Source organism: Halomarina ordinaria (assembly GCF_030553305.1).
Lineage (GTDB): Archaea > Halobacteriota > Halobacteria > Halobacteriales > Haloarculaceae > Halomarina > Halomarina ordinaria.
In genome coordinates this window covers 122,644-147,258 of sequence record NZ_JARRAH010000002.1, presented here as the reverse complement: position 1 = coordinate 147,258, position 24,615 = coordinate 122,644, and the positions used below count along the sequence as shown (strand labels likewise).

The 24,615-nt window shown below is 60.9% G+C and carries 19 protein-coding genes and 5 pseudogenes; 15 read left to right on the top strand and 9 right to left on the bottom strand.

Going from position 1 to position 24,615, the window contains the following annotated elements; translation table 11 throughout:
- The first annotated feature begins 95 nt into the window (after window positions 1-95).
- Window positions 96-2,936, top strand: coding sequence for a M14 family zinc carboxypeptidase (locus P1Y20_RS15580; RefSeq protein ID WP_368662184.1), 2,841 nt, complete (start codon window positions 96-98; stop codon window positions 2,934-2,936).
- 339 nt (window positions 2,937-3,275) lie between these two features.
- The gene (locus P1Y20_RS15575) at window positions 3,276-3,698 is read left to right on the top strand and encodes a hypothetical protein (RefSeq protein WP_304449627.1); all 423 of its coding nucleotides are present in this window, start codon (window positions 3,276-3,278) and stop codon (window positions 3,696-3,698) included.
- A gap of 542 nt (window positions 3,699-4,240) precedes the next feature.
- On the opposite strand, the gene P1Y20_RS15570 is transcribed toward P1Y20_RS15575, so the two are convergent.
- Window positions 4,241-6,961: a PEP/pyruvate-binding domain-containing protein gene (locus tag P1Y20_RS15570; RefSeq protein ID WP_304449626.1), complete on the bottom strand. Its 2,721-nt coding sequence runs from the start codon at window positions 6,959-6,961 to the stop codon at window positions 4,241-4,243.
- A gap of 185 nt (window positions 6,962-7,146) precedes the next feature.
- The gene (locus tag P1Y20_RS15565; RefSeq protein ID WP_304449625.1) at window positions 7,147-7,284 is read right to left on the bottom strand and encodes a hypothetical protein; all 138 of its coding nucleotides are present in this window, start codon (window positions 7,282-7,284) and stop codon (window positions 7,147-7,149) included.
- Between the two features lie 139 nt (window positions 7,285-7,423).
- On the opposite strand from P1Y20_RS15565, the gene P1Y20_RS15560 reads away from it, so the two are divergent.
- Together P1Y20_RS15560 and P1Y20_RS15555 are read left to right on the top strand one after the other, a co-directional pair.
- Window positions 7,424-8,812, top strand: coding sequence for an FAD-binding oxidoreductase (locus P1Y20_RS15560; RefSeq protein WP_304449624.1), 1,389 nt, complete (start codon window positions 7,424-7,426; stop codon window positions 8,810-8,812).
- A 63-nt stretch (window positions 8,813-8,875) separates the two neighbouring features.
- Window positions 8,876-9,175: a hypothetical protein gene (locus P1Y20_RS15555; RefSeq protein ID WP_304449623.1), complete on the top strand. Its 300-nt coding sequence runs from the start codon at window positions 8,876-8,878 to the stop codon at window positions 9,173-9,175.
- A gap of 489 nt (window positions 9,176-9,664) precedes the next feature.
- On the opposite strand, the gene P1Y20_RS15550 is transcribed toward P1Y20_RS15555, so the two are convergent.
- Window positions 9,665-10,534, bottom strand: a complete 870-nt coding sequence (locus tag P1Y20_RS15550; protein ID WP_304449622.1) for a sulfite exporter TauE/SafE family protein — start codon at window positions 10,532-10,534, stop codon at window positions 9,665-9,667.
- Between the two features lie 105 nt (window positions 10,535-10,639).
- Between P1Y20_RS15550 and P1Y20_RS15545 the strand changes: the two genes are divergently transcribed.
- Window positions 10,640-11,044: a CopG family ribbon-helix-helix protein gene (locus tag P1Y20_RS15545; protein ID WP_304449621.1), complete on the top strand. Its 405-nt coding sequence runs from the start codon at window positions 10,640-10,642 to the stop codon at window positions 11,042-11,044.
- A 223-nt stretch (window positions 11,045-11,267) separates the two neighbouring features.
- Entirely contained in the window at window positions 11,268-12,620 is a 1,353-nt protein-coding gene (locus tag P1Y20_RS15540; protein ID WP_304449620.1) for a mechanosensitive ion channel family protein, read from the top strand.
- Between the two features lie 550 nt (window positions 12,621-13,170).
- Here P1Y20_RS15540 and P1Y20_RS15535 read toward each other — a convergent pair.
- Entirely contained in the window at window positions 13,171-13,914 is a 744-nt protein-coding gene (locus P1Y20_RS15535) for a DUF2270 domain-containing protein (protein WP_304449619.1), read from the bottom strand.
- A gap of 827 nt (window positions 13,915-14,741) precedes the next feature.
- Window positions 14,742-14,933 (bottom strand): hypothetical protein, encoded by a 192-nt coding sequence (locus tag P1Y20_RS15530; RefSeq protein ID WP_304449618.1) that lies wholly within the window; start codon window positions 14,931-14,933, stop codon window positions 14,742-14,744.
- 271 nt (window positions 14,934-15,204) lie between these two features.
- Between P1Y20_RS15530 and P1Y20_RS15525 the strand changes: the two genes are divergently transcribed.
- Together P1Y20_RS15525 and P1Y20_RS15520 are read left to right on the top strand one after the other, a co-directional pair.
- A complete protein-coding gene (locus P1Y20_RS15525; protein WP_304449617.1) occupies window positions 15,205-15,990 on the top strand; it encodes an enoyl-CoA hydratase/isomerase family protein in 786 nt (261 codons plus the stop codon).
- 81 nt (window positions 15,991-16,071) lie between these two features.
- Window positions 16,072-16,938, top strand: coding sequence for a beta-keto acid cleavage family enzyme (locus tag P1Y20_RS15520; RefSeq protein ID WP_304449616.1), 867 nt, complete (start codon window positions 16,072-16,074; stop codon window positions 16,936-16,938).
- A 41-nt stretch (window positions 16,939-16,979) separates the two neighbouring features.
- On the opposite strand, the gene P1Y20_RS15515 is transcribed toward P1Y20_RS15520, so the two are convergent.
- On the bottom strand, window positions 16,980-17,342 hold the full coding sequence (locus P1Y20_RS15515) for a hypothetical protein (protein ID WP_304449615.1): 363 nt from the start codon (window positions 17,340-17,342) through the stop codon (window positions 16,980-16,982).
- A gap of 100 nt (window positions 17,343-17,442) precedes the next feature.
- Here P1Y20_RS15515 and P1Y20_RS18795 point away from each other — a divergent pair.
- From P1Y20_RS18795 to P1Y20_RS15495, 5 genes and pseudogenes are all read left to right on the top strand, one after another.
- Window positions 17,443-17,559: pseudogene (locus tag P1Y20_RS18795) on the top strand (MBL fold metallo-hydrolase); the annotation flags it as partial.
- 254 nt (window positions 17,560-17,813) lie between these two features.
- Window positions 17,814-18,194, top strand: a complete 381-nt coding sequence (locus tag P1Y20_RS15510) for a DUF1428 domain-containing protein (protein WP_304449614.1) — start codon at window positions 17,814-17,816, stop codon at window positions 18,192-18,194.
- Window positions 18,195-18,486: 292 nt separating this feature from the next.
- Window positions 18,487-19,539 carry an ATP-binding cassette domain-containing protein gene (locus P1Y20_RS15505; RefSeq protein WP_304449613.1) on the top strand — a complete coding sequence of 351 codons (1,053 nt, stop codon included), beginning with the start codon at window positions 18,487-18,489 and terminating at the stop codon, window positions 19,537-19,539.
- A 29-nt stretch (window positions 19,540-19,568) separates the two neighbouring features.
- Window positions 19,569-20,375: an ABC transporter permease gene (locus tag P1Y20_RS15500; protein WP_304449612.1), complete on the top strand. Its 807-nt coding sequence runs from the start codon at window positions 19,569-19,571 to the stop codon at window positions 20,373-20,375.
- A 273-nt stretch (window positions 20,376-20,648) separates the two neighbouring features.
- Window positions 20,649-21,059, top strand: a pseudogene (locus tag P1Y20_RS15495) (AAA family ATPase); the annotation flags it as partial.
- A gap of 292 nt (window positions 21,060-21,351) precedes the next feature.
- Here P1Y20_RS15495 and P1Y20_RS15490 read toward each other — a convergent pair.
- Window positions 21,352-21,780: pseudogene (locus tag P1Y20_RS15490) on the bottom strand (cell division control protein Cdc6); the annotation flags it as partial.
- A 436-nt stretch (window positions 21,781-22,216) separates the two neighbouring features.
- The gene (locus P1Y20_RS15485; protein WP_304449609.1) at window positions 22,217-22,555 is read right to left on the bottom strand and encodes a DUF6788 family protein; all 339 of its coding nucleotides are present in this window, start codon (window positions 22,553-22,555) and stop codon (window positions 22,217-22,219) included.
- A gap of 156 nt (window positions 22,556-22,711) precedes the next feature.
- Here P1Y20_RS15485 and P1Y20_RS15480 point away from each other — a divergent pair.
- Together P1Y20_RS15480 and P1Y20_RS15475 are read left to right on the top strand one after the other, a co-directional pair.
- A pseudogene (locus tag P1Y20_RS15480) lies at window positions 22,712-22,969 on the top strand (hypothetical protein); the annotation flags it as partial.
- A 620-nt stretch (window positions 22,970-23,589) separates the two neighbouring features.
- A pseudogene (locus tag P1Y20_RS15475) lies at window positions 23,590-23,724 on the top strand (DUF7970 domain-containing protein); the annotation flags it as partial.
- A 68-nt stretch (window positions 23,725-23,792) separates the two neighbouring features.
- On the opposite strand, the gene P1Y20_RS15470 reads toward P1Y20_RS15475, so the two are convergent.
- Window positions 23,793-24,560, bottom strand: coding sequence for an SDR family NAD(P)-dependent oxidoreductase (locus tag P1Y20_RS15470; protein WP_304449606.1), 768 nt, complete (start codon window positions 24,558-24,560; stop codon window positions 23,793-23,795).
- Between the last annotated feature and the right edge of the window lie 55 nt (window positions 24,561-24,615).

Here is a 24,615-nt window from a genome sequence, read left to right as displayed (position 1 = left end):
AGACATAGAGAAACTCTATTACACTTATATTAATGAATATACTTATTTGACGAGGGTATTGATTCAATACTTGGTGGCGACACCCACGATATCTAATGACACGACCAGACACAGACGACGGCACTTCGAGAGAACGAGACGGTGACCGGTCACAGTACACCTATCGAGAAGCAGTGGCACTGGCCGATGATGCATTCGAAGGGAGTTCGATCGACCGACGGACGTTCCTCCGAGTCGCAGCGGTGACCGGAGCGGCACTCTCGCTTCCGAACACGGTCGCTGGCGAGGAGGTGGCTCAATCAGCCGTCACGGATGACTCCGTGACGGATCTCGCGGAGTTCGTTGTCAACTCGACACCCGCGGAGTACGAGGCTGCACTCGTGCTCGAGTTCGCAGATAGCGAGTCACTGGACGCGTTCTACGACGAGTACGGCGAACCCGACTGGGATGTCGACGAGGACGATCGGGCGCCGAAGGTCGTCACACGTGACGCCCCCAACCCGTCTGCACACGCCCACGTCACGGCACAGGAACTCGAATTCGCGCTCGACGAAATCGGTGGCATCGACCACGTCGATTTCTCACCGGGTGCCAATCCGTTCTGGAGACTGGACGACTCCTATACGGACAGCGTCTTCCCGGACGTCGAAAACGCGCGCGACTGGATCTCGCATCCGGAGGCGGGCCAAGCGCTCGACCACCTCGCAGCGGAGTATCCCGACATGGTTCGCGTGCATCGAATCGGTCAGGGGCCTGGCTGGGAGAACTTCTTCACCGGTGAAGATCCCGACCCACAGGACATCTACGTCGCAGAACTCACGAACGATATTCAGGACGAGGCGTCGTTCCAGGAGAAGGACAAGGCCGTCTTCATCGTCGGTATCCACGGCAACGAGCGTGCCGGCGTCGAGGCCGGGAGCCGAATCATCGAGGACGCTGTCAACGGCGAAGCCGAGGAGTTCAGTGATCTCCTCGACGACATCGTCATTATCTGGGTCTACATCAACCCGGACGGCTGGACCGTACGTAAGCCACAGTTTGGACCGAACCCGTACGCTGACCTCTTCGGTGACCCACACTACGGCCACTACCGGGGGAACGCATCGGAAGTCGACACCAACCGGCAGTACCCGACGATTGGGTGGGCGAATCCCGCGTTCTGGCCGGCCGACCACGGGAATGCCCCGGATGTACGCCCCGGTTACGACGTGGGGTACGACGACGTCGTCCCGGACGCACTGGCGACGGTCGGCCACCTTCGTGGGTACGACAACATCGAGTACCTCTGTGACTACCACATGATGGGGTTCTCGGACACGATGGTGTTGAACCTCGAGTCCAACGCCGCGTACGAACACAACGGCACACACAACCTCGATGAGGTGAACAGGCGCATCGACGCGGCGATGACCGACCGGTGGGGCAGCCCCGAGACGATCGCTCCCGACACCATCCGTGCTGGAACGGACACGATCTTCGGCGACCCCAACGACTACGTTCCGGACGAACTGCTCGACTACGGCTCGATCTACGACTCGTTAGGCTACAATATCACCGGCGGGTTGCTCGGCTGGGCGGGCCAACCAGAGGAGTTCGGCGGCCTCGGCGCTGTCACGGTCGCTCCAGAACTCGCCATGCGGGCGTGGGTGAACTGGCGCCCGTACATCGAGCGTCACCTGGCGACGGCGTATCGAATCTCGATGCGCGAGTTCGCCGAGATGTGTGCAGCGGACACGAACGCGACAGTCGCGACAGGAGACCAGGACACCGCCTATGTGACGGCTTCGGAGCTCACCCGCACATCGGCGGAGTTGTCCCACACTGACGAGAGCCCTGGCAAAGGAAAGGGGCCGGGCCAGGGTCGAGCGACCGCGGTCCAGACCCGCCACGAAACGGTACAACCGGGGCCATCGGGTAGGTCTGCTGTCTCCTCACAGGGGCAGACACATTCGCTCGCCGTCCGACTCCACGACAACGGAATCAACGAAGGGGTCGTGAAACTGGTCAATCCCGGTGGGCAAGTCGTTCGAACCATCGACCTCGCCGAGACGGATGACCGGAGTTTCTACGTCCCGAGCCCAGCAGCAGGCGACTGGTCGATCGAGTTCGACGGCGATGGAGAGGTCGAGACCGATGTCGTCACCATCGACAGCGAGGAGGAACACCCAGACCCGGAGGAGGCCTTCGGGTACTCACAGGAGGAATACGTCGTCAATCCGATGCAGTTCTTCGCCGACCTCGAACCGAACTTAGAGTCGGGGAGCCTGGAGGGGCTGCGAGTCCAAGACGTGCGAATCGGCCGTCTGATGCGTGGCAACTCCGGCAAGCGTCGGTACGACAAACTCGTCGTCTCCCATGACGTCGGTCGTGACAGCGACGAGTACGTTGCGGCGATCGCGGAGTTCGTCGAGGCGGGCGGCGACCTCGTGTTGACGGACAGGGGCCTCTACCTTCTTGCCGAACTCGATATCGGTGCCGCCGAAGCGATAGCTGCCGATGACCTCCAGACCATCGAGGTCGGAATCGCGAACGTAGTCGATCGAGACTTCGAGCATTACCTCCTCGACGACATTCGGCCGCTCCAGCGCGAGATGTGGAAGAGTCCACAGATCGGGTACGTTCCCAACGTGAACGACCAACCGGCGACGGTCATCGACGACGATGCCTTCACGGCTGCTGGCGGCGAAATCGCCGGGCGGATGCAGGCGGGGGACGAGGGGGGCGTCGGAGCCGGCTCACTCCAGGCTGGTGACGCCGAAATCAACCTCCTCGGCTCTATCCTGCCGCCGGCGAATCAACGTGAACTCCACCCGTTCGGGATGGCCGACTATGCCGTCTCGTTCATGGGCCATACGATGATCTGCAATGCGCTCGGATTCCAGCAACGCCGGTTTTACGAGGGAGAACTCGTCGGCACGTGGGGCGAGGTTCGATAGCTCCGGCCACGAGAAGAGAGCAATCTTTATCGTCGACTCCTGCTCCAGCACCCGTCGTCAACTCCCCGCCGCTGAAGCGGCGAGCTCGTCAGTGAAGCCTCCCTCCGCCGACGAGAAATCCCCCCGAGTGTGAGTGTCCCCTGACTTCAGGGGCAGGCGTCCTCCTCAGAGTTCTAGAGACTACAAGACACGTGACACGCTTCTAACGGCTTCGTGCCACGAGTATAGCACTCATCGCAGGGACGTGCGTAGCGGTCGTACAGCCACCGTGGAGCGTCGACTACTACCCCAACTAAGATAACCACTGTAGAACGACTGCCAGGAATGTCCTCACCTTCGATGTACGAGCACTACCGACCGACCGACACCGACCATCGAGCAGGGACGTATCGGGTGGTCGGTACGACTAGCGAGGCGGTGACACTGCTTCGAGTCGGGGACGTCGACGGACAACGGGTCCACACGGGTGCTCTCATCACCGTCGACGCTGCGGAGTTCGATCGATTCGAACCGGCCGAAAATCCGGACGGAAACCGTCCACTCAGGGCGACTATCACGTCCGCACTGGAGATGAGTTACTGGTCGCTCCGTGTCCTGATTCGACACTTGCGATCGCATCCGTTCGCCGCTCTGGTCGCAGTGGGGTGCATACTACTCGGGTCGGTCGGGGAGTATTTCTTCTCGCTCCCGGACATCGTGCTGGGTGGTCTGATCGTTCTCGGCAGTCTCGGTCTCGCGTACGTCGGGAGCGGTCGTCTGTGAGTCACTCCCGACGAGATGCGGACGTGTGGTCGCAGTTCGGGACGAACGGCTTCAGCAAATCATCGTCAGTGAACTCTGCTCGTACAGGCGAATCGGTCCCGGCGGGTTTCCGTTCTCCGTAGAACTCGGATCGACTCGTATCGTCTGCAGGAGCGAGGGGTGACCGCTCACACCGGATGTGACCCATCCGGAGCGTCATGTGAATTTATTTGCACTGTTCGGTTACGGGTTGATGGCGGCGGCGTATCTGCGACTGCGCGACGACGACGCGGACGAGTTCGACGGCTCCGGAACTGCCACCCCTGCAGATGGTACTGCTGGCGTTGGTTACTGATCGGTATCGGCATCCCCGGTAGCCGAACAGCACCAGTGGCGCGAGCGTAGCGACAGCAACTAAGCACAGGACCACGGCCCAGAGCACTCCTGCACCACCACCGTCACCGGACCCACTCGCCTCGACGACGGACGGCGGGCCGGGAACGCCGTTCTGTATTTGCGAGTCGATTTGTGGCGAAGAGCGGGTGGTCGTGCTGCACCGTGAGTCACTCGATGAGCTCGACACGTCCAGTGCTCCCGTCGACGCGGACGCGTTGACCGGTCGTGATTCGGCGGGTGGCATCCGGCACCGAGACGACGGCCGGCAGGCCGTATTCACGGGCGACAAGTGCGCCGTGACTCATCCGACCGCCGACTTCCGAGACGAGCCCGGCGGCGTTCAGGAACAGGGGCGTCCAGCCCGGGTCGGACGACGGTGCGACGAGAATCTCGCCCTTCTCGATCGTCTCCTCGCTCGGGTCGCGAACGACGCGTGCGACTCCCTCGACGACCCCTCCCGACACGCCCGTCCCGACGAGCGTCCCGTCCGGGACGTCAGTCCGGTCGATCTCAGGTCGGGGTGCTTCGCCCTCGCTAGTCACCACTGGGGGGGCGGTCATCGAGGCGTGCCGTCCGAACTCGGCGCGGCGCCGATCGATATCGACCGCCAGTGGTTCACCACGCAGTGCCGAGAGCAACTCGTCTCGTCGCAGAAACCAGATGTCGTCACTCGTCGCCAGCTGTCCCTCCGACGCGAGCACCTCGCCCCCCGCTCGCAACACGTCACGCCACGCCGTGAACAGGTGGGCAGCCCCCTGTTTGGGGTACTCTCGGGTCTGGATGTACCCGCGATAGGTGCGGATCACCTGCCGGACCAGCCGCTCACGAACTGGCCCGAGGAGCCCGCGGTTCGCTCGCTGTTCGAGGCGGTCGGCCGCCGCGAGCGCTTCGCGTTCCATCCGCTGGATATGCTGTCGATGGTCCGCCGACTCACCATCGCCGTGTTCGAGGTTCGCTCGAATCGTCGCGAGCAACCCCGAGGGGTCTTCGCGCCAGCGAGGGCGACTGAGGTCGAGTTCGCCGGTCGCGCGATGCCCGAACTCGTCGAGGTACGCCTCGAACGCCTCTCGGAAGACGTCTCCCCCCTCGCACGCTTCGACCTCGTCGAGCGACGCTCCCTGCTGGAGGGCGTCCGCAACGGCCGGGTGGTCGCGTGCCACGTCCGCGAGGTCACCGAGCCCGAGGTTGATTCGGGTCACCAGTTCTCGCGGGAATCCCCGCCCGACTGCGTTGACGTCCTCGGGTGCGTCCGGGAAGCGCGTTCGGAGCCACGCGTCGGCGACCAACGCGGCGAAGAGCGGCCCGGTTCGGGGAAAGCTCGTGACGGCCGCGGCGGTCCCGATGAGGTCGAAGGGCGCGTGTACCCGCTCGGCGAGCGTCCCGTGACCGGTCACCTGCGATGCCATCTCCTCGCCCCAGTCGGTCCAGAGGGCTTCTTCGTACTCGGGTGGGTTCGGTGCGCCGACGAACGCCCTGACGAAGCCGCTCATCGCCCGCCACACGAACGGGAGTCCTCGAGCGCTCTTCCACACGATTCTGACGACTGCAGGGAGTGCAGTGAGTCGCTCGCGTGTGGTCCGCTCGGTTCGGAACTCGTCACCGCGCCGACGAAGGACGTCCTCGACCGCTGCACCCATCGGCTCGCTCACCTCCGCCAAGATGTCTGGGACGTCGTCCCGGAGTGCATCGATTCGCAGGAGGCCCGTGATGTCGACGTACACTCGACCGCCGGCTTCGACACCGACTGGCGAGCGGGAAGTGAGGCCGAACGCCCCGAGTGCTGCCTGCGTATACGTGAGCCAGACGTCTCTGACCAATGGCGGCATCGCCTCCGGGAACGCCTGTGCGTGCCCGACACTGTAGTAGACGTGGAGTCGGTCGTCGGTCGGCGCAGGCGACGGCACGGGAAACAGGGTCGTAATCGGCCGCGACTGGACAATCGAGAAGGTCCCGTCCTCGAGTGCCCATTCGATGTCCTGCGGGGGGTCGAACAGCGCGTCGATTCTCGCTCCCAGCGCCACCAGCGTTCGGACCTGTTCGTCGGTGAGGACGCGGGCCGTCCGAACGGACGACGAGAGTTCGACGGTTTCGGTTCCCCCCTCGGGGCGTGCTCGAACCGCGACGCGCTGGTCGCCGACGTCGTAGTCGAGGAGGTCCCCGGTGTGGGTGTCGACGCGAATCGAGTCGGGGGTCGCCTCGCCGGAGACGAACGCTTCCCCCAGTCCCCGACCGGCCTCGATCGCGGTGACGCGACGGTTCCCCGAGACCGGGTCGGCGGTGAAGAGAATCCCGGACGCGTCGGGCGTCACCATCTCCTGGACGACGACGGCGAGTGCGACGTCCTCATGCGGAATATCGTTCTTCGCTCGGTAGGTGATCGCACGATCGGTGAACAGGCTGGCCATGCAGTCTCGAACGCGGTCGACGACCGCCTCGGTCCCGTGCACGTTGAGGAAGGTCTCTTGCTGCCCGGCGAACGACGCCTCTGGAAGGTCTTCGGCCGTCGCGCTCGACCGGATCGCGTACGTCGAATCGGAGGCGGCCGTCGACGTTCCGAGAGCGGTCTGAATCGCCTCTCGAATCGCGGGCGGAATCTCGAGGGCTTCGATACGTGTGCGGAGCGTCGCCCCTGCCGCGCCGACCGCCGCGGTGTCGGCCGGGTCGATTTCGGAGAGGTCGCGAATCGCCGTCTGGACCGACTCGTCGTCGAGGAGGTGGCGGTACGCGACGGTCGTGACGCAGAACCCCGACGGGACCGGGATGCCCGAGCGCGCGAGACGCGACAGGTTGGCACCCTTCCCGCCCGTCAGCCGCGGGTCGGTCGCTCGGGTGTCGGTGAGCGTGACGACGTACGCCCCAGACCGGTCAGCGGGTTCGCGGTCACGCATCGATACGGGCCGCGACCGCGACACGTTTCGGGGAACGTGACGAGGGATGCCGGTCGTGTAGTACCAGTTTCATACTGTGGGGTCGGGAGTTCAGCGCATTAATCTGGAGGTCCATCGAGCGACCGGAGTGATGGTTCCAGCGGATATCCGATCGGGTACGAGTCGCTCTGACTTCGCTGTCGGAATTAGCGGACGCGGTTCGTCGACGCTCGGGCAGGCAGCGACCGCTCGTTCGAGTTGTCGCTCGACGCTTCGAGCGCGTTCCGTTCTGCTTCGTCGGCGACGGTCTGTTGCAGGTAGTGACCGACGTGCATCGTCTGCATAGCGACCAGTCCTCGGCGAACCGCCACCAGATGCCTACATTACACGCTCGATAGTAGTTATCGTGGCCCTCGGTACCGCTGTACGTGGTACCGGGGACCGGGGATGTGTTCTCCATAGCGGAGGACGGGGGAAGAAACCATGGCAACAGCAGCGAAAGACGATGAAGCGGAGGTCGAACAGCTACGAGGGGCGCTTCGCGGTGACCTGATCCTGCCCGACGATTCGGGATTCGACGACGCGCGCGCCATCTACAACGCGATGATCGACAAGCATCCACGGCTGATCGCGCGGTGTGCGAACGTCGCAGATGTGATCGCGGCCGTGACGTTCGGACGCGACCACGAACTCGACACAGCGATCCGTAGCGGTGGCCACAACGGTGCCGGTCTGGGCACGGTCGACGACGGACTGGTCATCGACCTCGCGGAGATGACCGGTATCCGCGTCGATCCCGAAGCGAGAACCGTCCACGTCGAAGCTGGCTGCACGTGGGGCGACGTCGACCACGCCACGCACGCCTTCGGGCTGGCGACCGTGAGTGGGGTGGTCTCCACGACTGGCGTCGGCGGGTTGTCGCTGGGCGGCGGGCACGGCTACCTCACTCGAAAGTACGGACTGACCATCGACAATCTGCTCAGTGCGGACGTCGTGCTGGCCGACGGCCGTCTGGTTCACGCGAGCGAAAACGAGCACCCCGACCTGTTCTGGGCGCTGCGCGGCGGCGGCGGGAACTTCGGCGTCGTCACCGCCTTCGAGTTCCGACTCTATCCGGTGGAGACGGTCACCGCCGGGCCGCTGTTCTGGCCGATCGACGCCCTCGAAGAGACCATGCGGTGGTACCGCGAGTGGCTGCCGGAGCAACCGGAGGACGTCTACGCCGCCTACGTGACCGGCGAGGTGCCGGGCGATCCCTTCCCGGAGGAGCTTCACGGCGAGAAGTTCTGCGGGCTCGTGTGGTGCTGTCTCGGGTCGGAAGCGGAGACCGAAGCCGCACTCCGATCGGCACGGGACGCCGCCGAACCGATGTTCGACCACGTCGGACCGATGCCGTACCCGGCGCTCCAGAGCTTGTTCGACGAGATCCTGCCGCCGGGTGATCAGTGGTACTGGAAAGGTGACTTCGTGCGCGACCTGACCGACGAGGCTATCGCCGAACATCAGCGCTTTGCCGAAGTGCCGACGCGACAGTCGGGGATGCACCTCTACCCCGTCGACGGCGCCGTCAACCGCGTCGACGGGGACGAGACCGCCTGGAGCCACCGCGACGTCAACTGGTCGATGGTCATCTTCGGCGTGGATGGGGACCCGGCCAACCGCGACCTGATCACCGAGTGGACCCGCGATTACTGGGAGGCGGTCCATCCGCACACGGCCGGCGGAGCGTACGTGAACTTCATGATGGAGGAGGGACGGGATCGGATTCGAGCCACCTACGGGGACAACTACGAACGACTGCAGGAGGTCAAGGCGGAATACGATCCGGACAACTTCTTCCACGTGAACCAGAACATCGAACCGGCGCCATGAGTCGCTCCGCTCGGGACCGTTCCGGGGGACGCATCGCTCGTCGGAATGCTCGTGGTCTGGACGATGCTCGGGGGACTCCTCGGACTGTCGTACGTTCTTTCGGGGGAATTGGCGTCCCCTATAGGCCTGCACTTCGCACTGAACGACGCCGCGAACAACGTGTTCTTCGGCGTCGAACCACCTGGAGGACCAGCACTCCCCACCGTTATTCGGCCAGAACTCACGGCGCCCGAGCTGTGGCACCCCACTGGAGGCTCAACGGTGATTCCGGGGGTGCTCGTCGGTTACGTCTCGGTTTGTGGATGGTTCTACTGGCGAAGAGGCGAACTCTCCGTGTCCATGGAGATGGTAGCTTTTCGTTGAATTGAGTGCCATCGCCGGATCGGGGGCTGGCTCTTGTAGGTGACCCTCGGCGCGGGGCTGATGTCTTCGCACTCGATTCCCCACCTTCTCGCTGGGGCCAGATTTCCGCCTCGGTGACGTTCGACACCACGACGAGAACCCTCACCTCACCGCCGGGGGATACAGACGCTGGCTCCACCTCTACGTGCGGTGGTCGAGTCATACGTGAACGACCCAGAGCCGGACGAATTAAGACCACCCTCCGGGGGTGTAGAGGACGTTCGGCTGGTCGGGACGCCACCGGAGTGAATCGTGAGGCACCCGTCAGCGTCCGGTTCTGCAGTCACGCTGGACGCGACACAAGAGCTGTACGTGTCCTTCTCGAAGGTGGAGTGTGTTCGAAACGGACAGCCGACGTCTATTTTTCCCAGTTTCGACCCTGAGACCGGGGGTGTTCTCCCCTCCTCCCGCTCGTTTCGCGGGGGGGTCGCTCGGATATCCGCCGACCACTCAGAAGAGGCCGAGGATGAAGCCGGCACCCATGAGAACGAGGACCGCGGCCGAGAGCATCGGGAGATAGGGAGTGTACTTCTCGACTTCCTCCTCGTACTGCTCGTATCCGGCGATGAGTAGCATCGTGAGTCCGACGATACCGACGATGACGGTCACCGCATACGCGCTCATCAACTCGAGACAGTAGTCCGAGCCCGCACAGAGGGCGATGATCTCGAACTCCTCTTCGTGGGCGAACCCGAGCAGGAACGCGAACCACGCGATACCGAGCAGCCCCCGGTCGGTCGGTTCGTCCATCGATTCGTGGTCGTGGGAGTGCCCGCCGCCGAACGGAAGGGCCTGCGTGATTCGAGCCAGCCAGCCGTCGTTCGAGGACGAATGCGCAGCGTGGTAGTCGTGCGAACGGGCGCTGGGCGGAAGTGCATAGACACTCGTCACGAATCGGCGTGGAGCGACGTGCTCCCCTTTTTCGTGCCCACGAGTGTGCTCGTGGCCGTGTTCGTCACCCCCGTGGCTGTGGGCGTGACCGTGGGTGTACTCACGAATCCCGAGGAGAATGAGTAACCCTCCGGCGACGAGACTCACCGGTCCGCCGATGGAGACTCCCTCCACGAGCTGGATCGGCTCGTTGACCTGTGTGAGGTTGAAGTACGCTTTCGCATAGAAGAACACGGCGACCATCGCGATGCTGCTGACGAGATGCCCGACCCCGAGGATGAAGCTCGCCGCGAAGCCGTACAGCCACTTGTTCGACTGGTCGAGGGCGTACGACGCGGCGACCGGCCAGCCGTGCCCCGGTTCGATACCGTGGATCGCGCCGAGGAGGATTGCACCGGCGAAGAGTCCGATGGTACCGTCGGGGAACATTCGACACCGGAGCCTCCGTCGAGGACGAAGTTAGCGGTTGTTAATACCGAAACCGGCCCGTCGTCATACGACACCCGTTTACGACCCGTGGCGCTGTAACGACGTATGCGAACGAGTTTCAACATTCCGGACGAGGTGGTCGAGGACTTCGATCGTGTGTGGCAGGAACAGGGACTGGATTCACGCTCCAGAGGCGTCCGGGAGGCGATGTTGGAGTACATCGAGGCGCATTCGCGCCTCGAAACGACGAGTGGCCGAATCGTCGCGCTGCTCGGATACGATTACCAGCACGACGAGGTCATCCACGACCTCCACGACGTCCACCACGAGTACCAGGACGTCATCCAGAGCATGAGCCATACCCACCAGGGCGACTGGTGTCTGGAAGCGGTGTTCTGTCGAGGCGATGCCGAACAGATTCGGTCGTTGACCTACCGACTCCGGGACTTCGACGGCGTGCGTCGAGTCCGCGTCATGCTCATTCCGACAGAGCGTTCGCGAGCGACTTAGCAGGTGATTGCAGCGAGGAGGGTGGACCGCAGCAAATCATCAGCCAACCACACATGACGTTCATTCAACACTTATTCAGAGAGTACCGTGGAAGCCCAGACTTGTGAGTGCAGCGACGTCACTAAGTAAATACTTTTTGGCCAAGTGTTATTTCAATAGGTATTGATGCATGTCGGTACCAACGTCAATAGGCGCTGTAATGGACGTTGGTGTGAGTTACAACATGACAGAAACAAACGGACTACTAGTAGAAGCACCCCTACAGGCGGTTCCCGAGAGTATCCAGCCGCTGGTTGACGGACTCCTTGTGTCGATTCCGCTCATTCTCGGCGCACTAGTCATCCTCTTCGTCGGGTGGATTTTCGGTCGAATCCTCGGAGGTGCAGTCAAACGTGTCGTCAGGCGGGTTCGTCCGTCACAGTACGCGACTGGAACACCTTTTGAACCCGATAGTGACCCCGACGACAGTCTCGCACAGTCACTCGGCGATCTGACCAGGTACGTCGTCTATTTCCTCACGCTCATCGCTGTACTCAGCTACCTTGGTATCGCCATCCCTGGCGCATTCTTGACGAGCCTCGGTGCCGGTGTCGTGCAACTCGTTGTGGCCCTCGCCATTCTCGTCGCAGGGGTTGCCATTGGCCGAACCGTTGGGAGGCTCGTCACGAACGTCGTCAACGGACTCGGTCTCGACAGGTATGCCCGTCGCGCACCGGTGGATGACGCTGCCGGTCGAGCTAGTAGTATCGGAAGTGCTGCTGGCAAACTCGCAGAGTATCTCATCTACTTCCTCGCACTTCTCATCGCACTCGACTACGCTGGTATCGCGCTCCCGGGTGTGTTCCTGACCGGTATTGCCGGTGGTGTGGTGCAGATTATCGTCGCTGCCGCCATTCTCGTCGTTGGTATCGCCATCGGCCGAGCCGTCGGTGACTTGGTTACCGGTGTGGTCGCTGGACTCGGTCTCGACAGATACGTTAGCGATACACCCATCGCGAATGCGACGGCGTCGGTCGGTGGAGTCGCCGCCGCCGTCGGAAAGACTGTCGAGTACCTCATCTACTTCTTCGCGTTCGTCGCTGCAGTCGACACACTCGGCTTTCCCGCGCTCTCGGACCCGCTGAGTGATTTCGTCGGGCAAATCCCGCTCCTCATCGGTGGGGTAATCGTCCTACTCGTCGGTCTCTACGTGGCCGACCTGCTCGGTGACATCGTGGCGGGCTTCGACAGGACACGGGCAACCGACTTAGTCGGTCTCGGGGTCCAGGTGTTCGTCTCGTACGTCGTCATCGTCTTCGCCCTCGACACGGCTGGGTTCGATACGACCGTGCTGACGAACCTGTTCAACGCGGTCATCGTGGCCTTCTTCGGTGCGCTCGGTCTCGGTCTCGCGCTAGCCATCGGGGTTGGAATCGGCTGGGGAAGCAAAGACTACGTGGCGAAAAACATCGATGACTGGATGTCGCGTGCACGTAGCAGTGCTTCCGACCTCCGCGAGAGTGGGAGCCAGAGAACGGGAACTGGCACCGAGAACCGGGAATCATACGGAGACGATTCCCCCGGAACAGACGACTAATAGACGTCGCTTCACGGCGTTTTTTCGCGTCACAGGTGAACGGACTTACACGACGTGTGTCCGTTCCATCGCCGGTCGTCGGAAGACGACCTGCGACGGGCGTTCAACTACGTCGTTCAGTTCGAGCAACGCGGGCTCCTCGGATGTTCCAGGGGGGACACTTGCGTACAGCGACGGGAGGAGGTGCGGGTTGGGGTGTCTATCGGCCGTAAGACGATAGTGAATCAATCCCCTCCGGTAGGAACCACCGCGTAACACTCGCGGCACGCGTCTCACAGCTACGTCTCTGCGGGTCGCCACGAAACGGACTCGGTGCACAGCTACCGTCGTTAGACAGCGTGTGCGCCTTTTTGCGTTTTTACATTGACGTCGAATTTGATAGCAGTATAGGTTCGATAGTGTACAATACACCTCGACATCAACTCGATACTAGCAGTATCCATCAGCGGACTGCACGGTGCGGGGTGAGCCTCATGAACCCCTTCCTTCGTTTGGCGTAACCGAACTGGTACACGAGTGGATGGGTGAGTTACCGCGAGACTGCCGTCACCTACCCGCCGTCATCTCGGTCGTCCTTCCAGGCATCGGGATTGCCCTCACGAAATTCACCCTTCGCACGCCGTTCTCGCGGCCAGACGGCGACCGCGACCGCGACGGTATAGAGGAGCGTGACGAGACCGGTCACCACGCTTCCAGGAACGATTGCAATGCGAGCACTGGTGAGCCACTCCTGGCTCGGTGTGAAGGCCGTGATTCGGAAGACCCACGCCGCGAGCAAGATGCCGAGCAGGGCGAGATAGACGCGGCGGAGCCGATTCGCGAGCGCCTCACCGAGCGAGACCTTCAACGTTGGAGTCCGGTAATCACGACCGAGTTCGACGCGCCAGTCGGGATGAACGACGCCCTGAGACGGGTCGAGGGCGTTCGCGAGCAGGTTCTGCTGGAGGAGCCGAATCCGCGAGCGATACACGTCGTAATCGCGGTATCGCCGCGCTTCGATGCCGACGAAGATGGCCACGATGATCATCCCAATCAGGAGGATGTAGTGTGGATTATCCGGGTTCGAGAACGCCCACGTCAGCAACGCGGCGATGATCGTGACCGACCAGGTGGTCGTCTGGTCGAGTCGCTGTCGCCAGGTGGTCGCTTGATCTAATTCGCCCCGGTAGGCGTGTGCCATCACCGAGCCGAGGCCGGTACTCTCGTCGACCATCTCACGTCCGATTTCGCGCTGGTCGCGCGCTTCGGGGTCGACGTCGTAGTCGTTGGTATCGCTCTCGTCGTTGTCAGTCATTAGTCGTTCCTCGGGTGGAGGACGGCAGATGGTAGCAAAACAGTTCACGTGTGACGGCTCGTCGGGGGCACAGGTGCGACCAGGATAGCTATGTGAGCACCTCGCGGTAGGATGCTTCTCGACTCCTTCTACGGCATAGAACTGTACGATATTGTGACGACTAACTATCACGCTCCGGCTGATGCTTGAGGAAGGAACCTATCCCGGCCGGTATGGTTCCACCCGACCGAAAGGGAAGCGACCATCGAGAACCCACACGACGGATGCGATCGGTGGACCCACCTCCGATGGTACGCATGGCATTGCACGCTTCCCTTTTTCCCACCTGTGTACGCCTCACGCCCTCTGTGTTGACCGGACCCTCTCCGTGTCTCCGAGTGATTCCCCTCTGCGAAAGTGAGCAGATAGGAGCAGTCGAGGTGAGTGCGTATACGATTACGCCTCTGTGAACGGGAGACTCACTGTCGTATTGATTTCGCGTTCTGAAGAGAGGATGGCGCCACGTGCGATCTCCTAAGGAAGGGCGTGAGGGTGCCTCGCATAATTCCCCACTGTGCATGGCCAAAGCGACTCGAATGCTGTCAGAGGAAGCCAAGCGCGATTGTCTCACCCAGCGAGGCGCCCCCTCCCTACACGGGAGTGTACCAATATGTATATATTTCTATAAATTTTCTTATACGTGGGTCGTATATAACCAGTCCTGGTTAGCATCACCACAACTGACGTTCGTCTGTCAAGCGTTCGATCTCCTCACGTTTCGTCACAGTCCGACTGAGCACCGAAATCTGGTTCTTCACACCCGCCAGCAGTCAGTACTCGACACGGCACTAGTGTCGGTCGCGACTCGCCCCCTCGATGCGAACGAGGCTGTAGCGAGCGAGTTTCTGGAGGTACTTTCGAACGGTGCGGTCGGCTTTCGGGTTCTCGACGCGACGGCGATACTCCTCGCACGCCCCGCTAGTGTGGTCGATTGCTCGCTGCTCGTCGAAGCTCGTCGCGTAGATGTCTCGAATCGACATAACTGGTCTCGCGAGGCACGCTGTAGAACACCCCGCATTCCTCTGGGGGCGAGAAACACTACCGCGCGGTACGGTTGAAGGGGAGCAAAGCGGGGATATTGAAGACGGTTGTTCGTCATCGAGGATGGAACGCAAGACTCCAGAGGAGACCCAAGCCACAGCGGTTCGTATCCCACACGGCAAACACACGTATGTACGCAATATTATCGGAAGCGACACTATATCATAAATAATAGTTAATATTATGTCCTCTACTGAGACAGTGAGGGACATGGTATTAGAGGATGTCGACGAACTCGACGCGACCGTTCAGGACGATGTATTCCTCATCGAAATCGGAGACCTCAACGAAGCCGTCCACAAGGGATTCGGGGACGCGTTCCGAGCCGCCTACGATGCCGACACCCGCGTCGTTGTCGTGACTGGCAAAGGTGAATCGTTCATGGGGCCGACTGAATACGACCCCGAGTACCTCAAGATGATGAAAGATCTCGACTACTGGCGTGATAACACCATGCGGGAGGCCGAGGAAATTCTCGAGAGCATGCTCAATGTCGAACAACCCATCATCGCCAAAGTCAACGGCCAAGGCGCACACAGCCTCGGCGCTTCTATCGCCCTCACGTGCGACCTCATCATCGCTGGTGACGGCGCCTCGTTCAGTGACCCGCACGTCTCGGGATTCGGCGTGCCAGCTGGCGACGGTGGCTGTGTGATGTGGCCGCGACGGATCGGGCTCACTCGCGCCAAAGAGTACCTCCTCACGGGCAAGCCCATCCCTGCGGAGGAAGCCGTCGAGATCGGCCTCATCAACCGCGTCGTGCCCGAAGAGGAACTCGATGAGGAGGTCGATGAGCTCGTGGATACGTTGGCTTCGTCAGCGCAGAACGCCGTCCGGTACACCAAAAAAACCCTCAACCAGTACGTCCAACACGATATGAACCTGACGTGGGGGTACGGGGTCGCTCACGAAGTCGTCTCTGGAACCGCCGACTTCCACGAAGGTATCGATGCCGTCATCGAAGGACGAGAACCAGACTTCCCCAGCGGGCGGTAACACCGCAACCGCCTCGGATGGCGACCCACCAAGTACACCGCCTTTCTGACCACACAGACCCCTCACCACACTCAAAGAACCATGACGACCGTCTGGCTCGAAGCCGCACTTAACGGACCGTGGGGAACCGATCACCAACCGAACAGCCCGATCAGCGTCGACGACTGCATCAAGCAGGGAATCGCGTGTGCGGAAGCCGGCGCTGCAATCATCCATCTGCACGCCTACGACGACGACGGCACCGAGCACCACGATGCTGCCATTTACGCGGACATCATCGAAGGCATTCAAAATCAGGTTGATGCAATCGTGTACCCGAGCATCCCCTTACTCGGGAAACCAGGTGTCGACGGGATCACGCCCGACGAACGGGTCGCTCACCAAGACGCACTTGGCGACGCTGAGCTGCTCGAATGGGCAGTCGTCGACCCGGGGAGTGTCAACTTCAGCACGTACGATGATATCGAGCAGGGGATGACCGGGTTCGTCTACCGGAATCCAGAAGCCCACATTCGTGCCGGGCTGTCTGTCTCAACTACCCATGGGGCGACACCAGCCTACGCCATCTACGAACCGGGGTTCATCCGACTAGGGGCCGCACTACACCGGCAGTATCCAACCCTCAATCAGCCGATCTATCGCTTCATGTTTTCAGAGAAGTATACGTTCGGCTATCCGCCGGAACCGTATGCATTGGACAGTTGCCTGACACTTTTGGAGACAGAAACCACCACTGCGCCGTGGATGGTGTCGGGGTTGGGTGTCGATATCTCTCCGCTCATCCCAGAAGCCGTTCGTCGTGGGGGGCACGTACGAGTTGGTCTGGAGGACGCACCCCTCGAATCCGCACACACGAACGTCGAGCTAGTTGAGAGGGCGTGCGAGCAGATCGAAGACTGCGGCGGTACCCTCGCAACCGCAAATGACGTTCGCACCGAACTCTCCTGAACGGGTTACAGAGCTAGGAGGGTCTCGCTCGCGAGAGCACCTCACCTCGCCAAGGTCCGCTCTCGACAGCTCCTCTTTGGGGTCGACTGCTCGCTCATCACACCGTCCGCACGTCTCTTCGACCACCGCGTGGGTCCGCTTGGCCTCCCTTCTTGGGTACCGAACGTCGCCTGCGCACTGATGTATGCTAACTCTTCCTCTCTCACGCGAATGCACTCTTCCTGTTCGAGGGGCACGCCGTAGACCCGCTCCTCGCCGGCGACGACCATCCTGTCCGGATGGTTCGCGCCCACCTTCGCCTGGATCTCCTGTTCGACCGACGGCCGTATCTCGAGAGTCTCCTCGACGACTATCTCTTCGTCGACCCGCTCGTCCACCTGTTCGAAGCCCTGGTCATCGACCAAATTTGCATAATGAAACTCGCAATCACCTATCTTGAGCCGGAGTAGCGGGAATTTTAGATAGGTGAAGTGGGTATTCGCTATCTATATCTCGCTGGCCACGTGTGTTGCTGTCGTTCACATGGAGGCGATCAACCATTGCTTGCTCTCACGTGACGAACTGCGGTCGAGAACGCAGGACGTTGTCGTGCCCGAGGACGGAGAAGAAGTCACGCTGTAACCGGCGACACAATCTGTTGTATGGAGAATTCTCCGGTGGACAGGTCGTTTACTGGCTGCGTGTGCTCGTTTTCGTCGACCGCATGGGCAATAGAGACACGCACTGGGTCTCTCGAACGAGTGAGCGACGCGTGCCACGAGTATATCACTATACGTAGCTGGAAGGTAACGCATTGGTCCTCTCTCAGCGGCTGACTACCCCGTGTTCGTGTCAACTGCTAGATTATCTTCTTCGACGTTCTACCTCTCTCCGCCATGGGACGATACGTCGATGGATTCGTGATTCCGGTTCCGAACGATCAGGTGGATGCGTACCGCGAGATGGCGGCCGAGGGCGGCGAACTCTGGATCGAGCACGGCGCGCTCGAATACTTCGAAGGCATCGGAGACGACGTGGACCCTGACATGGGGGACATGCCGATGCGGACCTTCCCACAGCTCGCCGAAGCCGGGGACGACGAGACGGTCGTGTTCTCGTTCATCGTGTTCGAATCGCGGGAACACCGCGACGAGGTGAACGCGAAGGTGATGGACGATCCCGCGATGGATCCGGAAAACTTCGAGGAAGAGATACCGTTCGACACGGGGCGCATGGCCTACGGCGGTTTCCGCTCGATCGTCGATCACGAGACGTAAGAATCGAACATTGAGCGGCCACTGCAATCAATTCCAGTCGCAACTCTATGTAGGGATCGTCGGTGCCAAAGCGGTCGATTCAGAGACCCGTGGTGTCGAGAGCTATCGACGGATCACTTTCACTCCACCCATAGCTCAGTGCTAAGCCCTCACGAGGCGTGAGAGTGGTACGGAGGTGGAGAGTTATGAGAGACCACACAGACGTAGATGAGTCAAGAGAGGCAGGTAAATGAACGGACGACACCGGCCAGGAAACGCTGCGAACCTCGCGAACTCGTCGGAGCATACAGACGTGACGTCTGTCGAGGTGGACGGAGACGATTTGTCGCCGCCCGCTGCCGCCCATAGTCGGACGCTCGGAGAGTCGGCGTCCAGCGACCGACCGGCGTTCGCCATCGAAACCGAGGGGCTCGCGAAGTCGTTCGGAGACACGGTTGCGGTCGACGGTGTCGACCTACGAATCCCCCGTGGTTCGGTCTACAGGCTCCTGGGGCCCAACGGTGCCGGGAAGACCACGACGATCCGGATACTCGCGACGCTGCTTCGACCGGACGCCGGCACCGCGACCGTACTCGGGCACGACGTCGTCCGGGACGCGGCCGACGTTCGCGCACGGGTGAGTCTCACGGGACAGTATGCCTCGGTCGACGAGGATCTCACTGGCCATGAGAACCTCGTTCTGATGGGGCGTTTGCTCGGGTTCTCCTGGCGCGGTGCACGGAGACGCGCCGACGAGTTGCTGTCGGCGTTCGGCCTCGAAGACGCCGCCACGCGCCAGGTACGAACGTACTCTGGCGGCATGCGGCGACGCCTCGATATCGCCGCGAGCCTGGTCGTCACGCCTGACGTGCTGTTCCTCGACGAGCCGACGACGGGCCTCGACCCACGCAGTCGGAATCGGGTCTGGGCGATCATCCGGGCAATCGCTGCCGAGGGGACCACCGTTCTCCTCACCACGCAGTATCTCGACGAGGCCGACCGCCTCGCCGACCGACTCGCCGTTATCGACGACGGGCAGGTCATCGCGGAGGGGACGAGCCAAGAACTGAAGGCTGCCGTCGGTACCAGTACCCTCCACGTTCGACTCCGAGACCCGGGTCGTCAAGCGGAGGCGGAAGCCCTCGTACAGGACGTCACCCGTGGGGCTGTCGAGCATGGACCCGACCGAGGCACCCTCGCTGTGAGCATCCCGCACGACGAGGAGGCGACGTCGGTGTTGACGGCGCTCTCGGCCGTTGACGTCGAGGTCACTGAGTTCGCGCTCGGTCAGGCGAGTCTCGACGAGGTGTTCCTCGCGCTCACAGGCCAACCGACGGACGACACGACCGAGGAGGTGACCACATGAACAACGAGACCGCGTCATCGAGCGCCGTCGTGGAGAACGAACTCGGCGACGTGCTCTCGCGGGTTGAGCGGCCACCCCCTTCCGGACCGGTCGCTGCCTCGCTCACGCTCGGATGGCGGGCACTCTTGAAGATCAAACACGTGCCGTTCCAGCTCATCGACGTCACGGCGTTTCCGCTCATGAGTACGCTCCTGTTCACGTTTCTGTTCGGCGGCGCGCTCGCTGGCTCCCCCCAGCAGTACATCCAGTTCTTGCTTCCGGGCATCCTCGTGCAAGCCATCGTTTTCATCACCGTTTACACGGGCGTCGGCCTCAACACGGACATCGACGAGGGGTTGTTTGACCGCTTCCAGTCGCTGCCTATCTGGCAGCCCGCGCCGCTGGTCGGGGCGCTCCTCGGCGACGTGCTCCGCTACTCGGTGGCGGCGCTGATGGTCGTCGGGCTCGGTATCGTCCTCGGCTTCCGCCCCGAAGCCGGAGTCGTGGGACTGTTCGCCGCGCTCGCACTCGTGCTCGTCTTCGCGTTCAGCCTCTCGTGGATCTGGATCGTCGTCGGGCTACTCGTCGACACCCCCGAATCGGTCATGGCGATGAGCTTCCTCCTGCTCTTTCCGATCACGTTCGTGAGCAACATCTTCGTGGATCCGAAGACGATGCCGGGGTGGCTCCAGACTGTCGTCAGTGTGAATCCCGTCACGCACCTCGTCGACGCCTCTCGGGGTCTCATGCACGGCAGCGTCACTCCTGTGGACGTGCTGTGGGTGCTCGTCGCCTCCGCGCTGCTCGTCGCGGTGTTCGCACCGTTGTCGCTTCACATGTACCGCAAAGAGCGGTAATCGGAGCGGTCGCCTCACCCCCCACGTAGTCGTCGTGAATTGGCTGTCCACTTCGGAGGCGACTATCGGCGATGTGTTCGTCATCGTCGGCGCGCTCATTGCCGACGGCAGCGAAGCGACACGCTCGGCAGACCTGGACGCAGCAGGCTTCTTCGGGGGGCTCCTCGGTGGTAGTGTTGGCGTCCTCGCGTTGCTTGCGACGGTGGTCGGCACCACTCTCAGTGGTAGCACGGCGGTATGGTCGTCGGTCTCCAGAACCGCCTTCGTCACCCCCCGTACTACCTCGAGGAGGTCGACCCGGACCGAACGCTCGGTGAGAACATCCAGCGGACGATCCTCTCACGACACGGCACACTCCGCAACGAACCCGACTACGTCCTCCGGATGGAACTCAGAGAACCGACGCGGTACTTCTCGATCCTCGAGGCAATCGCCGGAGGAAGCACGAGCCGGAACGAGATCGCCGGAACGACCGGCATCGCGTACGACCAGCTCTCGAAGTACCTCAACCGACTCGCGCGGTTGCGGCTCGTCGAGCAAGCCGTCCCGATCACCGAGCGGAAAGAACGGACCAAGCGGAGTCGATACCGCATCCGCGACCACATCGTTCGCTTCTGGTTCAACTTCGTCTATGGTACCGGCGATCGCTACGACTCGTTCGGGGACGACGCCTACGAAGTGCTCAACGACACGACGGCTCAGACCACACTCACTATCGAGAGAGGCAACTCCATCCGTCGCGTCGCACGCACCTCCACACACCGTACGAGCCAGTCAGACAGTCGCCTGGCTCGAAGACGCAGGTGACGTCCGGTACGACGGCGATGACCTCACCGTTATGGTCATACTCTGCGGATGTACGATGAATCCCTCCACACAGAGTTCGAAGATGATTCAACGAGCGACTACAGAAATCGGTCGGAATAACATGCGAAGAACTCGGCGATTATGGTGACGAATAAGACGTACCTCTGCGCTACATCGCAGCGAACTCTTCACCAGAGTCAGGGAGGTACTCGATAATACTCCGATGAGCACCGTATTCGCTGATAATCGTCTGTAGGGCGTCGACGACAGTCGCGATGTCGCGATTGAGTTCATGTTCGCGGTACGTTCCACCGGCTTGACCGCGGTGTTCCATGTACGAGAGCGTTTGATTGAGAATCTCGAAGTCGGAGAGAAAGCTGCGCATCCGGCGGGCTGTACGGGGCTCCCGACCCTGGAATTCACAGAGTTCCTTGTAGCGTTGATAAACGATCCGCGACCGGGCAGGGGTAGCGTCCTCGGCAGCGAGCGTGGTAAGCGCATAGAGTGTGTGTTGTTCGTGTTCGGTGAGGTCCCGCATGATGTCCATGCTCTGCTGTGCCTCAAGCTTCTCTTGAGCGCGTTCGACGTGGTCGGTCGTAAAAAGCACTACGAGAGATAACCACCTAGCGAGAAAAGAACTCTAAACTAGAGGAAAGTTTATAACGATAGCAATTGAGTTAGCCCGTAGGAGAGCTATAGTGCTGTTGCTTTCGGGAATGAATTTTGGTGAAAGGAAGCAACAACAGAGTCCGGGAGGCCTTCGTCCCTGGTTTTACTGGAAATAGTGGGGGGGAGAGTGAGTAGGTGTAACCGTCAACTTTCATCATATAAGTGTATTAGCGGAAATAGTGGGGTCTGACACTTGTCAGACATACGGGGTAAGTTAACCTACGCGACGTGGAATCAGTTCCCCGTTGGTTAATAACCAATCGTGAGGAGAACCGATTCCCGCTCGAGATCGACGAACCACCGAGACCAATATTACCAGCCACTACACCGCTATTTCCAGTAAAACGACCGTCTTTCAGTCCCACCTACCTAAACGAGGACGAATTACCCGAATCGACTGGCCCCATGTACTTCGATTTTATTTTCTCGCGATCTCTCCACTGCCAGTAGTAGTAGCGATTGTCGTTGATTTCTTTCACCGTAATCGTCGCCTTCGATGGGACGTCATCCGGAAGGTTCTCTGGGCGCTCTTCGACTTTCTCGTTTTCTTCGCGTTCCGCTAGTCGTGCCTCTCGCTCACGATATTCTGTGAGTTCATTAGCGTAGGTGGCGACATGACGCAGGAGTTCGGGTGAGTAGTCGTCAAGTGTGTCGATGATGTCGGTCGGGAGGTCCGCTGGTGACGTTGGTGGTTCGTAGGACATCTTGACTCAACCCGTGTTAACCAACGAGGACGCCAAAAACATAGTTTTGTTGGTTAAGATAGCGCCAGGTCTCCCGTCAGTGTTCCACTGATTGTAATCCTGCTCGATTCTTTTCTATATACAAGTTTCGTACTAATCTCGCGAACGAAGCCTTGGTTGTCCACGCTGATCGAGGACCGCGTCCAGGAGCTGACGACACGATACTATCGTGGGCTCGAAGTGCTCCAGACACTCGATAAGGCGGTGACCATCGACGAACTAGTCGCCGAATTGGAGCTGGGTACCGACGAGGTTTGCAATCGGGTCACGTATCTGGCCAAGTTCGAGCGAGTTCGCCGCGATGGCGAAACAGTCAGTCCGGTGGAGTACTCCGGGGGTGACTCCTACGCTGAGAGGAGTCGGCCATCTGGTTGAGGGACTCGACCCCGTTTGATTTCGTGATCCACCTGACGCATATGCTTGCAGTCACCCTCTGGTGTTCGTCACAAGTTGCGACTAGGACTCTCGATGCATACGCTGCTCTGAGATGGGTCTCTGATTGAGGCAACCGGCGGGTACGACCACTCGTCGATGGTGACCGACGACGACTTGCTCACGCTGCTGAAGAAGGCGACTGGGATCGGCTGACCGACCAGCAGCGCGCCGACTGCCTCGATAATGAGCGGCGGCGCTGACCAGACTCCCGAGTGAGTGATGAAGTAATCGTTTCAGCAACACATCTCGTCCGCTCAGGACGGCATCCAAGCTGAATCCAGTCGTCGGTTCGGTCGAAACCACGCATCACAGCCCTGCTATACGGGGTGTGGTCGCAACTTCCCTGTTCGTTGCTGTCTGTCGGGACTGGTATACGACTCCTTGATGACGTCGATTTCATACCGATTCTTGGATGTGGACTGCACCTCGTAGCGACCACCTTCGAAGTAGCGAGACGTTTATCGCTTCGTTAACGGCGCGCTGGGTGCGTGGCTCGAAGAGCAACTCGACGTCAACGTCGGGTGCTCGCAGCCGTCCCGATCGGGTTCAAAAGAACGCCCGACGCGCTCCACGACCTCGAAAACCTGTTCTACGACAACGTCTCGCTGACCGACCTCCGCGAGGCGCTCGTCCTCGCCGGACTCGGTCATCTCGACGAGGTCGAAGCGCAGCTCCGGACCTGGGGTATGGGCTGACGTTCGAATGAAACAGAGCTATGGACGACATCGGATACGCGTGACGAGCGTTTCACCACTATAATTCATCACTTGATTACGTATCCACCATCTACGATGAATTGCTGTCCCGTGACGAATCGGGCGTAGTCCGATGCGAGGAACGTCGCCATGCTACCGATATCCTCGGGCTGACCGAGATATGGGAGTGACGTCCAAGACTCCAGTTCCCTTCGCCGTTGCTCATCTGCTAGTACCTCACGTGTCAATTCGGTCTCAACGACACCAGGACAGATTGCATTGACCAGGATCGGTACGTGGGCGTAGTCGAGTGCGAGCGACTTCGTGAGCGAGACGACTCCACCTTTTGAGGCGATGTACGCCGGCTTTCGAGGCTGAGCGACGAAGGCGAGCTGTGAGGCGATATTGAGGATGCGTGGTGCCGGGCTCTTTCGGAGGTATTCGACAGCGTGATGGACCCCATTGTATACTCCGGTGAGGTTAACATCGATCACCCGCTGCCACTCTGTCGGGGCAGTCTCCTCGATCGTTCCCTTGTGTGAGATTCCCGCATTATTTACAAGAACGTCCAGTCCTCCATAGCGGTCGACCGCCGTCCGAATCATCGCTGCAACGCTCTCTCCATCGGCAACGTCGACCTCAATGAAGTGGGCCTCACCGGATATCGCCCGAATGTGTTCGACGGTGGTTCGGTCGGCATCTGGTGGGGTGCTTCGTTCGATATCGGCGACAACGACGTTTCCACCAGCCTCCGCCAACGACGTGGCAATGGCTCGTCCGATACCAGCGCTCGCTCCGGTAACGACCGCGGTCCGACCAGAGAGATCAATCTCCATTCAGTTCCTCCCTTCACACCCTCGTCTGGAGTCGAGAACACCAAGCCAAGACTCT